Annotated in this window: 17 protein-coding genes and 1 tRNA gene; 10 read left to right on the forward strand and 8 right to left on the reverse strand. The window is 49.1% G+C overall.

The window, feature by feature from the left end; genetic code table 11:
- Positions 1–257: 257 nt before the first annotated feature.
- Entirely contained in the window at positions 258–536 is a 279-nt protein-coding gene (locus ACEW81_RS03375; RefSeq protein ID WP_373531558.1) for an HU family DNA-binding protein, read from the reverse strand.
- 999 nt (positions 537–1,535) lie between these two features.
- On the opposite strand from ACEW81_RS03375, the gene ACEW81_RS03380 reads away from it, so the two are divergent.
- Positions 1,536–2,075, forward strand: a complete 540-nt coding sequence (locus ACEW81_RS03380; RefSeq protein WP_373531559.1) for a DUF2871 family protein — start codon at positions 1,536–1,538, stop codon at positions 2,073–2,075.
- 16 nt (positions 2,076–2,091) lie between these two features.
- Here the strand turns inward: ACEW81_RS03380 and ACEW81_RS03385 are convergent, their stop codons facing one another.
- Complete coding sequence (locus tag ACEW81_RS03385) at positions 2,092–2,364, reverse strand: hypothetical protein (RefSeq protein WP_373531560.1); 273 nt, start codon at positions 2,362–2,364, stop codon at positions 2,092–2,094.
- A 452-nt stretch (positions 2,365–2,816) separates the two neighbouring features.
- On the opposite strand from ACEW81_RS03385, the gene ACEW81_RS03390 reads away from it, so the two are divergent.
- A complete protein-coding gene (locus ACEW81_RS03390) occupies positions 2,817–3,590 on the forward strand; it encodes a dienelactone hydrolase family protein (RefSeq protein WP_373531561.1) in 774 nt (257 codons plus the stop codon).
- A gap of 48 nt (positions 3,591–3,638) precedes the next feature.
- On the opposite strand, the gene ACEW81_RS03395 is transcribed toward ACEW81_RS03390, so the two are convergent.
- Positions 3,639–4,631, reverse strand: coding sequence for a GntR family transcriptional regulator (locus ACEW81_RS03395; protein WP_373531562.1), 993 nt, complete (start codon positions 4,629–4,631; stop codon positions 3,639–3,641).
- Positions 4,632–5,350: 719 nt separating this feature from the next.
- Here ACEW81_RS03395 and ACEW81_RS03400 point away from each other — a divergent pair.
- Positions 5,351–7,219 (forward strand): AarF/UbiB family protein, encoded by a 1,869-nt coding sequence (locus ACEW81_RS03400; protein ID WP_373531563.1) that lies wholly within the window; start codon positions 5,351–5,353, stop codon positions 7,217–7,219.
- Positions 7,220–7,729: 510 nt separating this feature from the next.
- Here the strand turns inward: ACEW81_RS03400 and ACEW81_RS03405 are convergent.
- A complete protein-coding gene (locus ACEW81_RS03405; RefSeq protein WP_373531564.1) occupies positions 7,730–8,695 on the reverse strand; it encodes a hypothetical protein in 966 nt (321 codons plus the stop codon).
- 174 nt (positions 8,696–8,869) lie between these two features.
- Here ACEW81_RS03405 and ACEW81_RS03410 point away from each other — a divergent pair, with 174 nt between their 5' ends.
- Positions 8,870–10,228, forward strand: coding sequence for an SUMF1/EgtB/PvdO family nonheme iron enzyme (locus tag ACEW81_RS03410; protein WP_373531565.1), 1,359 nt, complete (start codon positions 8,870–8,872; stop codon positions 10,226–10,228).
- 52 nt (positions 10,229–10,280) lie between these two features.
- Here the strand turns inward: ACEW81_RS03410 and egtD are convergent, their stop codons facing one another.
- The 4 genes from egtD to ACEW81_RS03430 all read right to left on the reverse strand — a co-directional run bounded on the left by egtD (position 10,281) and on the right by ACEW81_RS03430 (position 13,420).
- Positions 10,281–11,351, reverse strand: coding sequence for an L-histidine N(alpha)-methyltransferase (gene egtD, locus ACEW81_RS03415; protein ID WP_373531566.1), 1,071 nt, complete (start codon positions 11,349–11,351; stop codon positions 10,281–10,283).
- 143 nt (positions 11,352–11,494) lie between these two features.
- Positions 11,495–12,175 (reverse strand): phosphoribosyltransferase, encoded by a 681-nt coding sequence (locus tag ACEW81_RS03420; protein ID WP_373531567.1) that lies wholly within the window; start codon positions 12,173–12,175, stop codon positions 11,495–11,497.
- Between the two features lie 109 nt (positions 12,176–12,284).
- Positions 12,285–12,866, reverse strand: a complete 582-nt coding sequence (locus tag ACEW81_RS03425; RefSeq protein WP_373531568.1) for an NADPH-dependent FMN reductase — start codon at positions 12,864–12,866, stop codon at positions 12,285–12,287.
- Positions 12,867–12,961: 95 nt separating this feature from the next.
- Positions 12,962–13,420: a response regulator gene (locus ACEW81_RS03430; RefSeq protein ID WP_373531569.1), complete on the reverse strand. Its 459-nt coding sequence runs from the start codon at positions 13,418–13,420 to the stop codon at positions 12,962–12,964.
- Positions 13,421–13,934: 514 nt separating this feature from the next.
- Between ACEW81_RS03430 and rpmE the strand changes: the two genes are divergently transcribed.
- The 6 genes from rpmE to ACEW81_RS03460 all read left to right on the forward strand — a co-directional run bounded on the left by rpmE (position 13,935) and on the right by ACEW81_RS03460 (position 19,283).
- Entirely contained in the window at positions 13,935–14,144 is a 210-nt protein-coding gene (gene rpmE, locus ACEW81_RS03435; protein WP_373531570.1) for a 50S ribosomal protein L31, read from the forward strand.
- 106 nt (positions 14,145–14,250) lie between these two features.
- Positions 14,251–15,348, forward strand: coding sequence for a peptide chain release factor 1 (prfA, locus tag ACEW81_RS03440; RefSeq protein ID WP_373531571.1), 1,098 nt, complete (start codon positions 14,251–14,253; stop codon positions 15,346–15,348).
- A gap of 74 nt (positions 15,349–15,422) precedes the next feature.
- Positions 15,423–16,439: a class I SAM-dependent methyltransferase gene (locus ACEW81_RS03445; protein ID WP_373531572.1), complete on the forward strand. Its 1,017-nt coding sequence runs from the start codon at positions 15,423–15,425 to the stop codon at positions 16,437–16,439.
- 83 nt (positions 16,440–16,522) lie between these two features.
- Positions 16,523–16,606, forward strand: a tRNA-Leu gene (locus ACEW81_RS03450).
- A gap of 164 nt (positions 16,607–16,770) precedes the next feature.
- Complete coding sequence (locus ACEW81_RS03455) at positions 16,771–17,844, forward strand: hypothetical protein (protein WP_373531573.1); 1,074 nt, start codon at positions 16,771–16,773, stop codon at positions 17,842–17,844.
- Positions 17,841–19,283: an MBOAT family O-acyltransferase gene (locus ACEW81_RS03460; RefSeq protein WP_373531574.1), complete on the forward strand. Its 1,443-nt coding sequence runs from the start codon at positions 17,841–17,843 to the stop codon at positions 19,281–19,283. The genes ACEW81_RS03455 and ACEW81_RS03460 overlap by 4 nt, the downstream gene beginning before the upstream one ends.
- Positions 19,284–19,400 lie beyond the last annotated feature (117 nt).

Consider the following 19,400-nt stretch of genomic DNA (forward strand, 5'->3'; position numbering starts at 1 on the left):
CCATTGAACGTTGCTTTGCCTGGCTGGGCAAATTTAGAAAGCTTGAAATCCGCTACGAGTATCACTGGCAGAACTGGGAAGCCTTCTGGCAGCTTGGCTGTGCCATGCTCTGCCTTCAAAAAGTTACCGTATGAGTTCTAGGCTTGCGCAATCAATTGGTAAAGAGTCGTTAGATTAAGAAAGAGTGCTATATAACCCAAATAAGAAGCTCGCTTTCAATTCGAAAGCGAGCTTCCTGATTTTTTGCCAAAGGATAATTATTTTTTGGCAACCAGTTCTTTGAATTTTTTGCCAGCGGAGAAAGCAGGCACGGTTTTTGCGGGGATTTTCAGTTCTTTGCCGGTTTGTGGGTTGCGGCCAGTACGGGCAGCGCGCTTGCGTGGTTCAAATGTTCCAAAACCAATCAGGGTTACTTTTTTGCCTTTGGAAACGGTTTTAACGATAGTTTCTACGATGGAAGCCAGAGTCTCATCAACTTGCTTCTGGGATACTTTGGTCTTTTTTGCGACTTCTTGTACTAATTCTTCTTTATTCATGGGAAACACAACTCCTCAGATTTAATTACACACTTATTATAAGTGTTGTTCAAGCAAAGGCAAGTACATTTTTTCTTGGCCCGTCTGTATTCTACGGATGTAGGAATCCTGGATGGCAAGTGAATCGTCCATAGTTGGGCTACATGTTCTGTAATAGTCAATGGGTATTCTCAATCCCTGCCTGATTTTCAACCGATACCTTTCCCCGACCTACTTTGAGGGGCTGCGCTTGGTGTGATTCCCACACCATTCAGGTTAAGGCTATTTTTCGAATCCAAATGCCAGTTATGATCAGGTGATGATCTTGGGAAACTCCCATGGCCCTTTGGGGTTCAAGGGCTTAAAGTGTGGGTAAAGCGTTAACCCCTGCTACAATCATCGATTTCATTTTGATTGGTTTTTCCATCCTATATAATGAAGGCCCTTACGTAAAAAGCACCAGACGAATCTGGTGCTTTTTACAGTTACAGTCGAATGGATGTCAAGGTGTTCTCAAGGGTTTTCGGGTCCTCCTCTGCTGCTGAATACCTTGTGTGAGCGAATCCTGCTGTGGTTTCGCCTTGTAACGGAATTCAGGAAAGCCTACGGCCCTTTAGTTCTGGTGAAATCCATTTCGCCATGCCATAAAACATCCTTGTTGAGCAGGCAATCCCTTTGCATTCCAGCGGTTTGTGGTAGGCATAACCGCTATGTAGGGCTTATTATCAATAAAGCCGGGGCCGATATCAATTACCTTTTTGGGTATAAAAACAATTTAAAGGCGTGCCTGACTGTTAGAGCCTGAGGTGATTAGCCGGTTTATAGGGGCGTTACCGGGTGCGGTGATAACAGGCGTTTCACCGACCAGGCTGAAAATGGGGTAATGGGGTATGGATTACTGCCCGGTCGGGTTATGATAATCGCATCAACCGATTTTCCCCATCGGGCATTCCGACCATTTGAATCGGGGTGTTGCCTATAAGTTAAATACAATTAATCAATTTTTTTGAGGTGTCAAGAATGAGCATTCCTGATTATTACCGCTCGTTTTACCGGGTTTTTCTCCGCTTTTCTATCGTTATGATGATTGCGGGTTTGGTGATGGGTATCCTGTTCCAGGAGTCTTCTAAAAAAGCGCCGGTGTCTGAGATTTTGCCACCGGGACCTCACCTGGAATCTATTTTCAGCCTTTCTCTGGTACACGGGCATACCTTTATTATTGGCGCCCTGATTCCGCTGGCCATTACCTGGATGCTCTATCTGGGGCTGCAATTGGGTTATCGACCCCTTTCCGCTAAAAGCCTGCGTTGGGGCGGTGGGTTATATTTGCCCAGCGCTGTAATGGCCGTGGTGTTGATGCTCTACAAGGGCTATCATTATTTGCTGGGCGTTCGTAGCGGTCAACTGGACTTTACGGTGCTGGATGCCAGTCTGTTTTTTGGAAGTCACGCCCTGCGTTCCGCCACTTACGGGTTAACCCATACCGCCATGGCGGTAGGCCTCTCCATTTTGGTGATTAGTTTCTGGAAAAGCATGGGCAAGCCCGCTACAAACGCTTAATTGTTTCCAGCCCGCGCTAATGTACCGATACGGATTCTGTCCAGCCTTGCCCTTTTTCACTGGCGCTCAAGCGCTCAATGGCCTCACCAATTAAAGCCTGGGTTTTGAGATGCTCTGGCTGAGCTTGGCCTGCTTGCCCTAGTTTTAAATGGGCTGTTTGCAACGCTTGTAGTGCGGCTAATCGATGAGATGTGTTAGAACGTATTTTATGCTGCATAGTAACGCCAACCCCCACACTTAGCATTAATAAAACAGCGGTAAACGGCAAATAAGACCGTTTTGAAATCATGTGTATCACTCCCGATAAAATAAGGTTTCTCAAGTGGTTTGGTGCTTTTTAAAGTTCACTTTCCGGCTGAATGGCAGAATCAAAATCCCCTCATGTTTTGATCTGGGTGGCAGTCTAAAAAAAGCGAAATTTTTCAAATGGCTCAGCTTTCTTGTATTATCCACTAAAACTGGATTTGCGAAAATACCCCTGTCGGAGAATTGCTGATCAGCTGAACCCAACGGGCGCTTCCTGCTAATGCTTTCGGCGTTTTGTGTGGCTGCGGGCTTATTTTAACTTAACTTAATTCGCAAATTTTTTTGGGGGATAGCCTATTGAGTCTGTTTTGAGGATACTAATTCTGTATTCATCAATGGATTTTTTTCGGATTGTTTTTTGGGGTTGTTTTTGCCTAAATCAGTCCATTGAATGAGGCCCGTATCATCACTCGTTTTCAATGTCAGGGGAGCATCATGGCACAAGACCTTTCGACTCAAGATCTTCGCAATCAATTGTTGTGTGAGTGGGTATCCCTGGATGTAAAGGGTGAGCCGATGCAAGCCTATATGGCGCGTCCACAAGGCGAAGGCCCCTGGCCTGCGGTGGTGGTGCTGATGGAAATTTTCGGGGTCAACGCCCATATTCAGGACGTGACCCAGCGTATCGCCGCAGAAGGCTATGTGGCCATTGCGCCCAATTATTATCATCGCACCACGCAAAATATGGAATTGGGCTACACTCAGGCCGATGCCACCACCGGATTTTCCCACAAGGAGCAAACCACCCGAGCCGGACTGCTGGATGATTTGCAGGCCACCATTGAGTTTTTGAAACAGCAACCCACCGTTGGCGCATCCCATAAAATGGGATGTATCGGCTTTTGTTTTGGTGGGCATGTGGCGTTTATAGCGGCCACACTGCCTGAAATTTCAGCCACGGCTGCCTTTTATCCCGGTGGGGTGGCTACGTCATCGCCGGGGGGTGGCGAACCCACGGTGGAGTCTGTGGGGGATATCCATGGCCAGATGCTTTGCCTGTTTGGTATGGAAGATCCACTGATTCCCGCTGAAGACAACCAGCGGATTGAACAAGCGCTGAAGGCCGCCAATCGGCGTTATGAAGTGATTCGCTATGCCAATACGGGCCACGGCTTTTTCTGCAATCAGCGGGCTGACTTTGATCCATCCGCGGCTGAAGATGCCTGGATGCGGGTACGCACCCTGTTTAGCACCGCCTTGAAATCATAAAAACCGCCCCTGAAGTCATGGCCTTAGCTCATTTTGGGGATTGATGCTCTATCCTTGAAACGGCTTTAGTTTGTCAATTTCTCGCTGAGGAATGGTGCGGATGGGATGCAGCGTTTTGGTGGTTAACACTTTCAGGTCGTCAAGGCAAAGCCAGTCTGTAAAAGTGGCCTGAGCCCGCTTGATGACTCGTTGCAGTTCCTGAATGCTTTCATGTCCGGCCAGTATGGTGCGTATGTAGACGTCCTCGCCTCGCAGCGCTTTAATTACCGCTTCGGCCTGTTGTAGAATGATGGTGCTTTTGGAGATAACCGCAATCAAGGCTTCGGACGGCAGTTGCTTAATCAGCTCCAGCTCTTGTCGAACGGCCCCCACATCCACCACGGTGATGCGATCGGTAAAATAAAGATGGTTGGCTGGGTCATGACCATTCCCCGCCGGGAAGATCAGGCTGGCTTGCAGCTTGTCTTTTAATGCCTGAAAGTGGTAGCGACTTACCACAAAGTGGGCGTCTTGTTCCTGATCCAAATCCAGATTGTTTAACAACATGATTTGCACCGGACGATTGAGGGCTTGTTGTAATTCAATTTGGAAAATGGGCAAAATATCGGCGTGAATATCCACAAATACCAGAGGTTGCCGGAACTGAGCGCTTTTGGCCTGTCTGGATTTTTCCAGAGCCGCCAAAGCGTCCTCCCAGCGATAATCCTGACGAATGACCTGTTGCACGAAAAAATCGGCCAGCTGATCCAGAGGCATGGGGGCGCCGTCTTTGTTGTTTCGCTCGTTCAGGCCACGTTCCGGGTTGTTGCTGGCTACTCTGGCCCCGCTGCCGTGACGAATCTGGATAAGCCCCATATTTTCAAGCTCTCGATAGGCGTTGAGGCAGGTATTGTGATGAATACCCAATTTTTTGGACAAAGCCCGGATGCTGGGCAGCTTGAAATTAGCCCCCAGAATGCCTGCGGCAATTTGCATGGAAATCTGGGTGACCAGTTGTTCGTGAATAGAGACGCTGGTGCCTTTCTGGATGGAAATATCCATGTGGTTTCTCCCCGATGAAACGCAATCAGTATACAAAACGGCTGGGTTGGTTTTGTATTCGGCTATAGATGGGTTTGTGCCAAACAGGTCTAATAGACGGCTGGTTACACCGCAGTGCGTCTTGGGCTTTTGGATTGTTGTTTCAAGACGGCTTTTGAATAGATTACTGGTACTATGACCGTGAATGGTTCACTTTAGTTCCCGCTTCCAGTCTTTTCCTTGCTGTGGGATTTAGGCTGGGGAATTTATGAAGAAACGTTAATTTACGCACACAACTGGCACGTTCTAGTTTGCCTGAACGTTGAATCAGTATCGCAATAGTTTTAATTGGAGAGTGCTTGATGTCTGTGCAGCTTCCCGGTTTTCCAAAGCGTCCTGTTTCCGGCTCGCCTGTTCTGAGTCCACAGGCTAAAACCCTTTCAGGGGAAAGTCATTCGCCCCGTTTTGGTGGGAAAGATTTGCTTTTTTCAGGCGAAAGCCTGCCGGACTGGGCCAAAAATGTCAAAAATCCTGGCTTTACCAAGCCGGAAAAGCAAAAAAAGCTGCAAGAATTGGCCAAGGCTCAAATAGAGAAACGAGAGAAGTCAAGGGCGGCTAATGGTAACAATTCAAAATCGGAAAGGTTTAGAAACCTTCTTAATTTTGCCAAATACCAGTTGAGGAGCTATTTTTATGAGCGAAAAATTAAGAAAGAATATAATGGTACTGCTCTAAAATATTTGCCAAAAGCGAATCGAGAGCAATTGTTCTGGTATAACTTCAACCCCAGAAAATGGTATTTTAAAATCAATATATTGGCGGGGCCTGATTTGGTTTTATTAAGCAAAATGGGGCCAGATGCTTTAAAAAATGCACAAATGATGGCGGAAACGGACTTGGCCCAAAAGCCGCATTGGGAGCAGATGATTGAGCGTTTGAAGAATCCCGAAGAAAAACTGACTTTGAAGGAGTCACTGATTAGCAAGTTTGTGGTCTTTTTTGCTAATCTTTATTTAAAAAGCATTGATAAGCAGAGTAAAGTGCTTAGCAACGTACCGCCGTTGCCTAAAAAAGTCTTTCAAAAATCGCTGGATGAGTTGACCAAAGCCTATAATGCCCAGTTCCCAAACGATCCGGTGGATGAGGTTGGGAAAGCCATTAAAGCCGGTTCAAACGGCCAGGTTTTTGAAGGCAAAACCAAATCGGGGAAAAAACTGGTTTTCAAAGCGGTTAAACCGGAAATTACCACGGCCTATCTGGATGAATACCGTCGGTTTTTGTACTATAGAGAATTGGTTTCGATGGGGACCACTGAGCAAGCCAAGAGCAAAGCGGTTGCAAATGTTAGTGAAACGGTTCACTTGCTTAAAATGGAAACCCAATCCAAACAGGAAGCGTTGAATACCAAAGCCTTGAAAGATACGGCGGAAGCCTTAAATTTAAAAGGGTTTACGGTTCCCGATGTGTTGGCCGCTACCGAGCGGGGGCTGGTGCTTCCTTTTGTGGGCGACAAAGATTTTCTGGAGCTGAATAATCTGGAAAGCGGCAAAAAATATCGGGGCCAAATCGCGCCCGATTTATTGCGGCTGCTAACCCTTTCCAACGCCAAGCCGCTGGACATTCACTCGGGCAATATTCGGGTGGGCGGCAATCAGGCTTATTTAATCGATCACGGTCGGCAAGCCGCGCTGAAAGATAATGTGCATCAGGCCCTGCTGGGTTTAACCACTGCGGTGTACGCCACCCCCCTGACCAAAAATCTGGCCAGCCATCCGGCCATTCGCCAGCAGTTAAACGCTTTGTATCAATTGAATCCCACAGCCAATAATGAGTACACCCAGGCTTTAAACAAGTTGAAGGCTCTGGATGAAGCACCCGATGAAGCCACCCAAAATAAACGGATGCAGGATTTAAGTCCTGAGTTGGAAAAGGTGGATGATCTGTTGGCTCAACTGTTTAATAAACGGGTTGGAAACTTTAATTTTAACGCTCAGGATAAAAATGCCCTGAATCAGGAATGGAAAACCTCAAAGTCACCATCGGGTTACCTGAATTCAATGCAAATTTCCTTGTTAAGTCCGTGGACCAATTATGCCAGTCAGTCCAAGGTGTTGGGTTTGCCTGATTTATCAGAACAAGGGTTGTCTCTGAAAGATCTCGATACTTATCAGCAAAAAGCCTCTCAGTTTTTAAAGCCTTATTTTAAAAGCGATTTGGACCCCAAAGAAGCCGACCAATTGAGCGCAGATTTAAAGGCTGAAAAACTGGATAATTTATTGCCCGCCGCTGATTTGGTGGATGCGCCTTCAGACTTGACGGCACCACCGCAGGGGGCTGTTCTTTCAAAGCGTCAAAGAATTACAAATAGAATTGAGGAAGATCTTAAAACCGGGCAAGGTCTTAAAGCAAAATACGAAAAAGAGCTACTGCTGAAAGCTTATGACAGTCATCGCAAGGTGGCCGACGTTGCTCAAAAACTGAGTGCTGATTTAAAGGCTAGTACCCGGCAATCCTTGAGCGCAGCTCAAACTAAGGTGCTGAACGAAAATATAAGCGCTTCTATCAGAAATGATTTTAATCTGGAGCCCATGAAATGGGTGCTTACTTAATGCCCGGCTGGATTGAAACAAAACTGGATTGAGATAAAAATAATAACCACAGGGAAGCAACAGGACGGCTGATCCTGAATTTCAGTGATGGGTGTAGGAATGCTCCCGATGCCTCTCCGTGGTTGTCAGAATCTCATTTCAGCTTCTCTTCTTAATAGGTAAGCCTCACCGGTTTAAAGGTCTGGATAAATGGAATACGAGATAAACGCAATACAATAGATGGCGAACCCTAACTTAGGCTGTCCGCTTCATTTTTTGGAAAAAGCTCCCGGATCCCGAATCGAGATCCGGGAGCTTTTTTTGAAGTCGATGGCGGATGCCGTAGGGATTCGCAACGCTTCTCAGAGCAAGGGCCCGGAATTTTTTGTCCTCGATTGGCTCATCCTCTGAGTGAAATTATTGTAAGGAAAAGGGAGGGCAAAACATTATTGCCAGTGTGTCTATAGTTGAGTTACCCAACCGGGTAGTGTCATATAACAATTAACTTTAATTGGAATAGTGGGTAGGCGCTTAGCGGCTGCTTTTTTCCACAAAGCCGTTGATTACTTTTCCCTGAAACTGGCTGCCCGGATGCACGATGACTTTGCCATAACCGCTTTCAAAATTGACTTGCCCGCTCACCAAACTGCCGCTGCTGAGTTCCAGCGTGTTAATGACCGCTTGACTGGCTTTGTTGGGTTTGCCGGACGTTTGAGGGGCGGCCTTGGGGGCTTCGTTGCTCCAGCCGGGGCCATGCACGGTGGGCGCTTCCGGGTGCTTGCCCTGATACTCCCCGTAAGTTTTGGGGCCATCGCCCGACACCTTGAGTCCGTTGACATAAATGCTTTGTTCCGGGGTGATGACCGTGGTTTGATTCATGGCCCCCTTCACGGTGAAGCCGTTGATGGAAGAGAGGCTGCTGGAACCCACCCGCACGCTGGAAAAATTATTGCCCCCGATATGAATACCAGAGCCGTTGCTGACGTTGTTGGCTTCTGAGAAAACGATATCCACCGCGGTGGTGTCATCCAGCTTGGCATAGTGGCCCCCTAGTGACAGTAAGCCCTTGATGATCGAGGTTTCCGCCACCACCTGATTGCCCGCGCTGACCCGTTGCTCGATGGTGGCCCCGTGCAGGGTAATGTCGTGTCCTGCGGCCACATGATTTAGAATCTGGCTGCGGGTAATTGCGGCGTCATGACCGCTGGAAACGCTTTGCACCTGAGGGCAGCTTTCCAGCAACACATTATGTCCGGCGGATACGTTGCCCAAAACCGTGCATTCGGTGCCGGTGATATTCCGACCGGCAGCCAGTTTACCGGCTACTTGCACGGCATGTACCATTAAATCTCTACCCACCGAGGCGGATTCGATTTCCTGAGAGGAAATTTGCAAGTCAGTGGCGCTGGCGTATTGGCGAGCTCTGGCGGAAGCGGGCGATACGCAAAGGGTGGTAACCATTGCCAGTGACAGGGCGATACGGATGAACGGAACCATCGCGTTTTCCTCCAGTTTTCAATAAGAACACGCCTACATCAATAGCACAGTTGAATCTATTTTGCATGGCAGTTACCGCTAGGTAGCCAGTTGAAAAATTAGTTCATCCGTTCTTAGAATAACGAGTGAAACTGTGGTGCTTATGTTAAAGCGCAGAATGAGGAGAACCAGCGTATGGGGCAGGCCATTATTTTAGAAAAATCATCGGTTTTGGCGGACTCTTTAAAATCTGCGTTTCTTCAAACCTTTGCCAGAACCGAGCGTATTTTTAATTTAATTGCGCCAGCGGCTTACGGGATGCGCCCCATTCCCTTGCGGCATCCCATTAATTTTTATGAGGGGCATTTGGCTGCCTTCATATGGAATACCCTGTTTGTGCGGGTGCTGGAACAAGGGCCTTGTCATCCCGTGTTTGATGTCTTATTTGAGCGGGGCATTGATCCCGAATCGCAAACCGAGGCGGATCAATCCACCATTTCGGCATGGCCGGATCGTGCTGCGGTTCAGGCTTACCGGGCCAATATTCATCAACAGCTGTTTGACTATTTAGACACCGTTGATTTTGAGACTGCGGCGCACCCCTTGCTGCACAACGGGGCGGTGTTTTTTCTGTTGCTGGAGCATGAGCTGATGCATCAGGAAACCTTGTTGTACATGATCCATCAACTCCCACCGGCGCTGAAGCAAAAGCCGGATGACATGCCCTTGTTCCGGCTGGATGGATACGGTAGTACGCCGGATGTGGATTTGTCTCAAATGGTTGAAATTCCCTCGGGTTTGGCCATTTTGGGGGCGTCTCACGGTATGGCCGATTATGCCTGGGATAATGAAATGCCCCGAGCCACGGTGGAAGTGGGGCCGTTTGCCATGGATGTGTATAACGTCACCAACGCCTGTTTTCTCAATTTTGTGGAAGCGGGTGGCTATGAAGAGCGCCGCTATTGGACCCCTGAGAGTTGGGCCTGGAAAGAACAGACCCAAAAATCTCATCCCGCTTTCTGGAAAAAAACCGATCGGGAATGGCGACTGCGTGATTTTTTTGAGGAAATCGCCCTGCCGCTGGATTGGCCGGTTTATGTCACCCAGGCCGAAGCGGCTGCTTATGCCCGGTTTGCGGGCAAGCAGTTGCCTACGGAGGCCGAATGGCATCGGGCCGCATACGGGGACGCTCAGGTGAATCAGTATCCTTGGGGCAATTCGGCCCCCAGCCCGGATAAGGGCAATTTTAATTTCTATCGTTACTCGCCGGTTTCGGTGGGATGCTACCCTTCGGGGGCTAGTGTTTTTGGGGTTCAGGAAATGCTGGGCAACGGCTGGGAGTGGACCTGTACCCAGTTCGGCCCATTCGAGGGATTTCGGGCTTCGACGGGTTACCCTCAATATTCCACGGATTTTTTCGACGCCCGCCATTATGTGGTCAAGGGTGCTTCCTGCTTTACAGACACCCGCCTGATGCGTCGCTCTTTTCGCAACTGGTATTTTGGGCACTATCCATACGCCTATGCCACCTTCCGCTGTGTGGTTCGGCGCTAGGGTTTTTGGCAAAAGCCAACGCGTTCAAAACTAAAAAATAAATTCAAAAAATTTAAGCTTGCAATAAAAGCAGGCCATACCATCCGGCGGAATCCTGCCAGTGCTTGATGGTTTTAAAGCCTAATTTCTCAAACCACTCGCTCAGTTCCTGGGGGTCAAACTTTCGGGAAATCTCGGTCAAAATTCGTTCCCCGGCCTCAAAAGAAAAGGAACGATCCAGCGCTTTCAGGTAAACCGATTGGGCCTCGATACTTTCTACATACATTTCAATTTGCTGGGCCTCGCTGTTATAAACGGCGTGGTGTTTCCAGCGGGCTAACTCAAAATTACCCCCTAATTTTTGGTTGATATGCGCCAAAATATTCAGGTTAAAGTCTCGGGTGACCCCACTGGCATCATCGTAGGCGGCTTCAATGAACGCTTTTGTTTTGGTGGCATGGGGCCTGCGATCGTATCCCAGTAACAGGCGGGAACCAGAACCCATTTTGTGTTGCAGAGACTGGAAAAAAGCGGTTTGCGATTCGGCTGAGAAATTACCGATGGTGCCCCCTAAAAATAAAAACAGGCGTTCTCGCTGGGCCGGTAAAAAATTCAGGGCATCCTGGTAATCTCCAGCCAGTCCCACCACGTGAAGTTGCTTGTATTCACGGGTTAAAGCGCTTGCGGTTTCCGATAGCATGGTTTCACTGACATCCACCGGAATATAGGTAAGGCATTGATTGCTAAGCTGCCAGGCATCCAGAATAATTCGGGTTTTGGCCGATGAGCCACTGCCCAGCTCCACCATTTCCGGTGGTTCTTTGAGTTGGGTTTCGGTTAAATTCCGAAGTTCCGGGGCAATTTGCTTTAAAATGGCGGTTTCAGTGCGGGTGGGATAATATTCCGCCAGCTCCGTAATTTGCTCATATAATTCGGAGCCTTTGGCGTCATACAGATAGGTGCAGGGCAAATACTTTTGAGGACTGCTGCTTAACCCCTCAGATACATCCTGAATCATGCGGGTTGCCTGATGGGGGCCGGAAACCGGAATCACGCAGTAACCGCTTTTCAGTGTCGCGGATTGGGTGGTCTTCTTTTCTGCTGCGGTGTGCTTTGTTTTTTTTTCGGGTGTGAGATAAGGCATGGTGAAAGTCTCCGGTCATCAATTTGTCTATCATCCAGAATGGGCGCTCAAACTGTCAATCCCGCAACACGTTAATTGAACGGACCTCCTGTGTCAGAAAGGTCCGTTGCGTTCAGCCGGGAAAGCGCTCATTACAGCGCTCATTACAACGGTAAATCTTCCCAGTTCATGCCCACAGGCTCTTTCTTTGGGTCCCATAAGTCATTCAGCCAGTGAATCACTTCGCTGTCGCTGCACTGTGGAAATTCCAAATACCAGGCGCTGACCGCATCGAAGTGCTCTGGGCTTTCCAGGCACACCAGCTCGTCCACTTCGTAACGCAATTGGGCCAGCAGGGGGCGGGTTCCTACCGGAATGGCCAGCACAATTTTTGCGGGTTTCAATGCTTTGACCGCTTTAATGGCCGCTCGGGCCGTGGCCCCGGTGGCCAGCCCGTCATCCACCAGAATGACGGTGGTGCCATCCAGATCGGGGAAAGGGCTGTCGCCCCGAAACAGATGCAATCGCCGGTTTAGTTCCTTTTTTTCCTGTTCGATGCGATCCTGTAAAGCCTCGGGTTGCAGCCTGAGCATCACCAGCACATCCCGGTTTAAAACCAGAACGTCGTGAGGGCCAATGGCCCCTGCCGCCAACTCTTCGTGGCCGGGAGCGCCAATTTTACGCACCACCATCACATCCAGTGGTTTTTTCAGCCTTTTGGCCACTTCATGGCCCACGGCCACCCCGCCTCTGGGCAAGGCCAAAATAATGCAATTTTCCCGTTGGTAAGGCAATAAGGCTTCGGTTAGTTGTTTTCCCGCATCCGTTCTGTTTCTGAACACCATGCCATTATTTCCCCTGCTCATTTAAACTTCAAACAGGGTCATCTTAACAAGCCTGTTATTGAATACAATTGGACAGGCTGGCTATGGGCTGTTGTGCCGAACGAACGTTTTAAGCGTTCAGTTTTAGCAGCATGCGGGTCAGGCTGGCCCCCAGTGCTTCAATGGATGCCTGCTGTTTCGGGTTTTGCAGTTGGCCCGCTTCATCAAACGCTTCGTGGGCTTTAGAAATGGCCACTTGTTCCGGCAAAACCAGAACCCCGATATTTTCCAGCAAGGAGCGCACCGGGACAAGTCCACGTAAGCCGCCCAAGGCACCGGGAGAAGCGCTCATGAGCGCGCAAACTTTTCCTTTAAAGCAGGCCAGTGGTGCTTCGCCATCCACCGGGCGAGAAGCCCAGTCAATGGCGTTTTTTAAAACCGCGCTAATAGAGCTGTTGTACTCCGGGCAAGCAATGAGAAACCCCTGATGGGACAACATCAGCGCTTTTAACTGGTGGGCCTGTGAGGGCAATCCTGAGGCGGTTTCCAAATCTTCATCGTACAAGGGCAGCGGAAAATCTTTCAAATCGATAAAGGTAACTGTTGCCCCGGCGGCTTCAGCCCCTTGTCCCGCGATTTTAACCAGTTTTTTATTGTAGGAATCCTGACGCGTACTGCCCGCGAAAATTAAAATGGAAGGAGATGCGCTCATGGAAATGCCTGCCTCGCTGCTTTCACATATGAATAAGCCCTAGCATACACTGAGCCGCTCGGTGAGAAAACAGATTTTAAGGAGGGGGCGTGGGCTTATCCCACCACGTCTTCCACATAAACCCGAGGGGGTAGTTTGGTGAATGAAAACCAGTAATCCAGAATGTCTCTTAAAACCGCGTTGAACTCCTCGGCTTTCATTCTTTTGTGGATATAGCTATTGGCCCCCAGTTTATAGCTTTGCTGAATATCACTTTGTTCCGTGGAGGAGGAGAGCATGACCACCGGAATGAAGCGGGTTCTACCATCGGTTTTGAGTTGCTCCAGTACTTGAAGGCCATTCATGCGGGGTAGTTTTAAATCCAGCAAAATTAAATCCGGCATATCAAACCGGGTGAGGCCCACGTGTTTTCCTTGCCGAAACAGGTATTCCAGTAGTTCAATGCCATCTCGCAGCACAATCAAATCATGTGAAAATCCGGTTTTTTTCAGAGCCAGACGGGTCAATTCCTCATGGGCCGGATTGTCTTCAACCAGTAAAAGCTTATAGCGCATTATAGAAATCCCTCAAGGGTAACTAGTATAGCAGCCTATGGACTTAAAAGGGCCTTGTTCCTCGATGCTTTTTCAGAATGGTTTTTACTAACAGCGTGAGTAGGGTCGGACTCTTTTCCGATGGGCTTAGCTTTAATACGCTCTCATAAACACGCTTTTTTTTGTTTGTTAAAAAACAATAACCCGTCAGTCCGGGTTGAAATGGTAAGGGGCGGATTCCAATCGATGCCTGTTGGTTTTCAAGAAGTGAGATGCTTTGTATTAAGGGCGGATATGTTTTTTGGGCGCTGGTTCGCAAATATGGGGGGCTGTTTTTTAAACCAGCATTGGCTGGGCTTGAAGTCCTGCCAACCTTTGGGTAGAATCAAAAACCTTCAGTCGGCTTTTTGTCGAGGTTCCCTCTCCGATTTGACCCCAGTAATGGTCTGGTTTTACAAAGGTTGATTTTGGATTTTCAGGGAGCTACAATGCTGAAATCATTCCTCATGCTCACCCCCCAGGAGAATTATTACCCATGCGTGAAGCAGTTCAACCCAAATACAACAAGGTGAAAGCCACCTGTGTTTGCGGAAACACCATTGAAACCGGCTCTGTAATGTCTGAAATTCGTTTGGACGTTTGCAGCGCTTGCCATCCTTTCTTTACCGGTACTCAAAAAATTATGGATACCGAGGGACGGGTGGAAAAGTTCAAAAAACGGTATTCCAAACCCGAGCAAAAATAAGCTTCAAACGCAATCGATTCAGCCCTGCTTGCGGGTCCTATCGGTTGCGTTTTAGTTTGTATTTTCGTTAAGCCGCCGCAAGCAGAAAGCAACTGGACTGATATTCATGAAAGGACTTGAAAGCCTACTTGAGAAGCTGAAAGAGGTAGAAGTGACCTACCATCAGCTGGGAGACATGCTCTCTGATCCTGCCGTGTTGTCTAATTCCAACAAGTTGCAGGATATTTCCAAAAAGCGGGCCGCCCTGGAAGACACCATTGAGGTGTTTGACGAGTGGAAGCAATGTGACGCCGATTTGTCGGATTCTCGGGAGCTGCTGAAGGGCGAAACGGATAAAGACATGCGGGAATTCCTGAACGGTGAGGTTCACCGACTGGAAGATCATATGGAAGGGCTGGCCCAGAAGCTGCAAATTTTATTGCTGCCCAAGGACCCCAACGATGACAAGGATATTATGCTGGAAGTTCGTGCCGGAACCGGCGGGGATGAGGCCAATATTTTTGTGGGCGACCTGATGCGCATGTATTTGCGCCACGCCAGTACCGTGGGCTGGGAAGCCAGTGTATTAAGCAAGTCTGAAAACGAAATTGGCGGTTTCAGCGAAGTGGTCATTGGCATTAAGGGGCAAAATGTATATAGCGCCCTCAAGTATGAATCCGGGGTGCATCGGGTGCAGCGGGTTCCGGTGACTGAATCTCAGGGGCGGGTGCATACCAGTGCGGCCACCGTGGCGGTGATGCCCGAGGTTGAGGATATCAGCATCGAGATTCGCCCGGAAGACATTGAGATTATCACGGCCCGCAGCGGCGGAGCGGGCGGACAGAACGTTAACAAGGTTGAAACCGCTGTGCGTCTGTTCCACAAACCCTCAGGCATCCAAATTCACATGACCGAAGATCGCAGCCAGCTGGGAAACCGCAACAAGGCCATGGCTTTATTAAAAGTGAAGCTGTTTGATCTCGAAGAGCAAAAGCAACAGAAAGAATTAACGGATTTGCGTCGTTCTCAGGTGGGAACCGGGGACCGCAGCGAGCGGATTCGCACCTATAACTACCCGCAAGATCGTCTCACCGATCATCGTATTGGGCAAAACTTTTCATTAAGCCCCATTATTGGGGGCGATTTGTCAGATTTGATCAATCAGTTGGCGCTGGCCGATCAACGGGCTAAAATGGAAAAGCTGGCTCAAAATTCGATGTCCTGATGGGTGGCTTGGCAGATCAGTCGAGCCGTTTTTAAGCCCAGGATTTTGCAGCGTCACATAACCGGAATGATGCCATGAACGCTATTTCACAAACGCCGCTTACCAGTGATCGTATTCAGGATACCCTGTACGCTTTTACGCGCAGTCAAATTCTGTTTACGGCCATTGATCTGGATTTGTTTACCCATATCGCCCGAGGGGCCAACCGGCTGGAGATACTGCTGGAGCGTTTGTCGCTGGATGAGCGAGGGCTTCGGCTTTTACTGAACGGGTTGGTGGGCATCGGCTTTTTAAAAGCCAGTGCCGAGCACGTCTATAGTTTGCCGGAAGATGTGGCCCACTTTTTGGTAAAACCAGAGGCCTCTTACATCGGTGGTATGGTGCATCATTGCAAATGGCTGTATGAGAACTGGTCCATGTTAACGGACGCCGTGACCTCGGGGCAGCCGGTGGGTGGGGCGCAAAGTTTGGCCCAGCTGGAGATTTATTTTTCAGAACTGGTCAAGGGCTTGTATGTGTCCAATTATCCCACTGCGCAAAAGCTGGCCAGCATTTTGGGTGTGGGTTCCGCTTATCAAAATCTGGAAGTGCTGGATGTGGCGGGCGGTTCTGCGGTTTGGTCCATTGCCATGCTGGAAAAGGATGCGGGCAGTCAGGCCACCCTGCTGGATTTTCCCTCGGTTACTCATGTGGCGGAAAGTTATGTGGCCCAGCACGGGTTGTCCGAGCGGTTCCGCTACTGGCCCGGTGATTTAGAGGCCATGGACTTGGATGGCGCCCGTTTTGACCTGGTGGTGATGGCTCATATTTGCCACATGCTGGGGCCTACCGCCACTCAAAAGGCGTTTCAAAAACTGCGTCAGGTTTTAAAGCCGGGTGGGCGCATTGCCATTGTGGATTTTGTGCCGGATGACGCGCGTTCCAAATCCGGTTGGGCGTTAACTTTTGGGGTGAACATGCTGATTACCACTCCGGAAGGCGATGTATTTACCGGCGCTGAATATACCCAATGGCTGAAAGCAGCGGGTTTTGGCAAAGTTACCTTGCAAGAAATCGATGCCGGGGTTACGGTGGTGGTGGCCGAGCTTTAACCTTTCCGCAAAGATGCTGACTTTGTTAGGTTTTTGGTGTTGAATCTCAAGGGCAAGGGTGTTATAGTTTCCTCAGATTTAAAGCCGGTGTGGCGAAATGGTAGACGCAGTCGACTCAAAATCGACCGTAGCAATACATGTCAGTTCGACTCTGACCACCGGCACCATTTATACTTTTAAGCTCTCTTTCCGAGAGCTTTTTTGTTGATTGGGGCCTGCTAATGTTAATATGGGGGCCAATCTCTTTTGTTTGCCTTGATTGTTTGAAAAAGGCACAAAACGGTTGTCTCATACTTCGGTTTTTTTATTTTGGATACACCCTGAAATCCCCATGCTTCAACGCATTTTAGTGGCCATCCTGATTGTGATATGCAACCTGTTTCTGCTGGAAACCGGGGCCCGTTTGCTGGTCATTCAGGCCAAGCCACTCTTGGGGAAAACCTCAACCTTTGATCGCAAATTCCAGATTGCCAGCGCAAAGCAACCACAAGCTCCCGATGTGCTGCTGTTGGGCGATTCTTTGATGTATTTTGGCATTTATCCCGAGTTGCTGGATGTGCTGATGAATGCGGGGCCGCAAAAAGCGTTTCGCAGTTTCAATTTGGCCACCCCCAGCGCCAGTGTGGACATGAATCTGTTTTTGCTGAAGCGCTTTATCGGGCAAAGTGGACCGCCCAAGCTGGTTGTTTATAATTTTAGCCCTCGCATTTTTAATGGCGCTAAAGTGGTAGATGATTACGATCAGGCCTTTCAATCCTCCTATTACCAACGCTGTTTTGGGACGGAATCCGTTAGTTGGATGAACCGGGCGTCATGCGTTTTAGAGCGTCATTCCGCCCTGGTGCGCTATCGTGGTTTTTTAAGTGGCGAGCTGGAAAAAATTCCTCGCACCTGGTTTCAGTTTGATAAGCGCATGGCCTTTCCCGAAGGGCACAATCCCGAGCTGGAAATTTCCGATCAGGGGTGGGCGCCCGCCTATACGGTGCATACCCGCCAAAGCCTCAACCTGGCCTTTGGGGATAATGATCGGGTGGAGGATGTTTTTGAAAAAGAGCTGGGCCATTATCACTGGCAAACCGAGCAAATTCAACCGTTGCTGACCTATTGTAAGCAGCAGAAAATACCCGTCCTCATGGTGTGGTTGCCAGAGCAAAAGCTGATGGATCGCTATTACCGGCAAATTGGTTTGTCACAGTCTTTATTGGCGCAGCGGCTGGCTCGCTTGTCGGATCAAAAACAGGTTTACTTTCTGGATTTAAGCGATGAGAAAATTCATCAAAGCGGGTTTGCGGATCTGGATCATTTAAACCCCTTGGGGGCGGTTAAAACCACAGAAAAAATGGCAAAAATTCTGAGCCAGCCGCCTTATCGTGGCTTGTTGAACTTGGCGGGCTCGCCCCCATGAATTTTGTGTCTTTCAGCTTTGTGCTGTTTTTATTGATGACGCTGTTACTGTTTTATACCTTACCGGCCCGAGGTCGTAAACCGCTGTTGCTGGGGATGAGTTACTTATTTTACGCCTCCTGGAACGTCCCCTTTATCCTCCTGATTTTAGGCTCCACCAGTCTGGATTACTGGATGAGTCAGATCATCGCCAAAAGTCAAAAACCGTGGGTGCGACGAGGCGCTTTAACGCTGGGTTTGCTGGTTAATCTTGGCATTCTGGTTTATTACAAATACGCTAATTTTTTGCTAGATAGCGCCTATGGCTTGCTGCAATTCCTGCATCAGCCGGTGCAAGCGCCCCCTGTGCTGCATATTTTGCTGCCCTTGGGTATTTCTTTTTACACCTTTGAAGCCATTAGTTACATGGTGGATGTTTACCGGGGCAAAGCACCGGCCAGAAACTGGCTGGATTACAACTTTTATATTATGTTTTTTCCCCATTTAATTTCCGGCCCCATTATTCGTTTTTGCGAGCTGTGGCCCCAGTATAAACAGCCCTTGCAATTGCCGGGTTTAGCCCGAATAGCCCAAGGCGTCCAATTAATATTATTGGGCTATTTATTTAAGGTCATGATTGCGGACCCGGTAGCGGCCATGGCGGATCCGGTGTTCACCCACCCGGAAGCCGGGGGCGTGTTAGCCACCTATTTGGGTATTCTGGCCTTTACGGTTCAAATTTATTTTGATTTTATGGGGTACACCCATATCGCCCGAGGGGTTTCTCTGCTGTTTAATATTGAGCTACCCCTGAACTTTAACCATCCCTATCTGGCCACCAATATCAGCAACTTCTGGGAGCGCTGGCACATCTCCCTGTCCCGCTGGATTCGGGATTACTTGTATTTCCCGTTGGGAGGCTCCAAGGGGCTTTTAGGGCGCACCCTGTTTAACTTGCTACTGACCATGCTGATTTGCGGGGCCTGGCATGGGGCTGGATGGACCTATATAGCATGGGGTGCGTATCATGGACTGTTGCTGGGCGGCTATCACCTGTTTAAAACCGGGGCCAAGGGAATCGATCACTCGGGGTTGAACCGTTTGCGGGCGCATCCGTTTTATCAAGCTGCTGGGGTGGGTTTGACGTTTGCTTGTGTGGCCCTGGGGTGGGTTTTATTTCGCTCCAAAGATCTGGGCAGCGCCTCCCTGATTTTGACAAGGCTCTTTCAGGTTCCGGCCTTGCTGAGCGAATTGGGCAAGCCGTCTCACTGGGATGAAGTGGCGGGTATTGCTGGCATGCTGGCCTTGTGTTTTGTGGGGCCGTTGGCCATGCGCTGGGTGCGTGGGCTTTACCTGCCTTTGCCGTTTTGGGTGAAGGTGCAAACCGCTTGTGTGCTGGCCTTATTGTGCTGGCTACTCACTGCGGAAGGCACGGTGCCGTTCATTTATTTTCAATTCTGAAAATCAGGATTGAAGCGGGGCGGGCTTATTGATGCTGTGAACCGGCGCATTTTCTTTTGCTGGCAGACATTGGCGGGTAGATCGAGTAAAATGAGGGGGTAGTTCCAATATGGGTAT

The organism is Vampirovibrio sp. (assembly GCF_041737375.1).
Lineage (GTDB): Bacteria > Cyanobacteriota > Vampirovibrionia > Vampirovibrionales > Vampirovibrionaceae > Vampirovibrio.

Coding starts and splice junctions, on each gene's coding strand:
- ACEW81_RS03375 (WP_373531558.1), bottom strand. CDS start 536: ATGAATAAAGAAGAATTAGTACAAGAAGTCGCAAAAAAGACCAAAGTA.
- ACEW81_RS03380 (WP_373531559.1), top strand. CDS start 1,536: ATGAGCATTCCTGATTATTACCGCTCGTTTTACCGGGTTTTTCTCCGC.
- ACEW81_RS03385 (WP_373531560.1), bottom strand. CDS start 2,364: ATGATTTCAAAACGGTCTTATTTGCCGTTTACCGCTGTTTTATTAATG.
- ACEW81_RS03390 (WP_373531561.1), top strand. CDS start 2,817: ATGGCACAAGACCTTTCGACTCAAGATCTTCGCAATCAATTGTTGTGT.
- ACEW81_RS03395 (WP_373531562.1), bottom strand. CDS start 4,631: ATGGATATTTCCATCCAGAAAGGCACCAGCGTCTCTATTCACGAACAA.
- ACEW81_RS03405 (WP_373531564.1), bottom strand. CDS start 8,695: ATGGTTCCGTTCATCCGTATCGCCCTGTCACTGGCAATGGTTACCACC.
- ACEW81_RS03410 (WP_373531565.1), top strand. CDS start 8,870: ATGGGGCAGGCCATTATTTTAGAAAAATCATCGGTTTTGGCGGACTCT.
- egtD (WP_373531566.1), bottom strand. CDS start 11,351: ATGCCTTATCTCACACCCGAAAAAAAAACAAAGCACACCGCAGCAGAA.
- ACEW81_RS03420 (WP_373531567.1), bottom strand. CDS start 12,175: ATGGTGTTCAGAAACAGAACGGATGCGGGAAAACAACTAACCGAAGCC.
- ACEW81_RS03425 (WP_373531568.1), bottom strand. CDS start 12,866: ATGAGCGCATCTCCTTCCATTTTAATTTTCGCGGGCAGTACGCGTCAG.
- ACEW81_RS03430 (WP_373531569.1), bottom strand. CDS start 13,420: ATGCGCTATAAGCTTTTACTGGTTGAAGACAATCCGGCCCATGAGGAA.
- rpmE (WP_373531570.1), top strand. CDS start 13,935: ATGCGTGAAGCAGTTCAACCCAAATACAACAAGGTGAAAGCCACCTGT.
- prfA (WP_373531571.1), top strand. CDS start 14,251: ATGAAAGGACTTGAAAGCCTACTTGAGAAGCTGAAAGAGGTAGAAGTG.
- ACEW81_RS03445 (WP_373531572.1), top strand. CDS start 15,423: ATGAACGCTATTTCACAAACGCCGCTTACCAGTGATCGTATTCAGGAT.
- ACEW81_RS03455 (WP_373531573.1), top strand. CDS start 16,771: ATGCTTCAACGCATTTTAGTGGCCATCCTGATTGTGATATGCAACCTG.
- ACEW81_RS03460 (WP_373531574.1), top strand. CDS start 17,841: ATGAATTTTGTGTCTTTCAGCTTTGTGCTGTTTTTATTGATGACGCTG.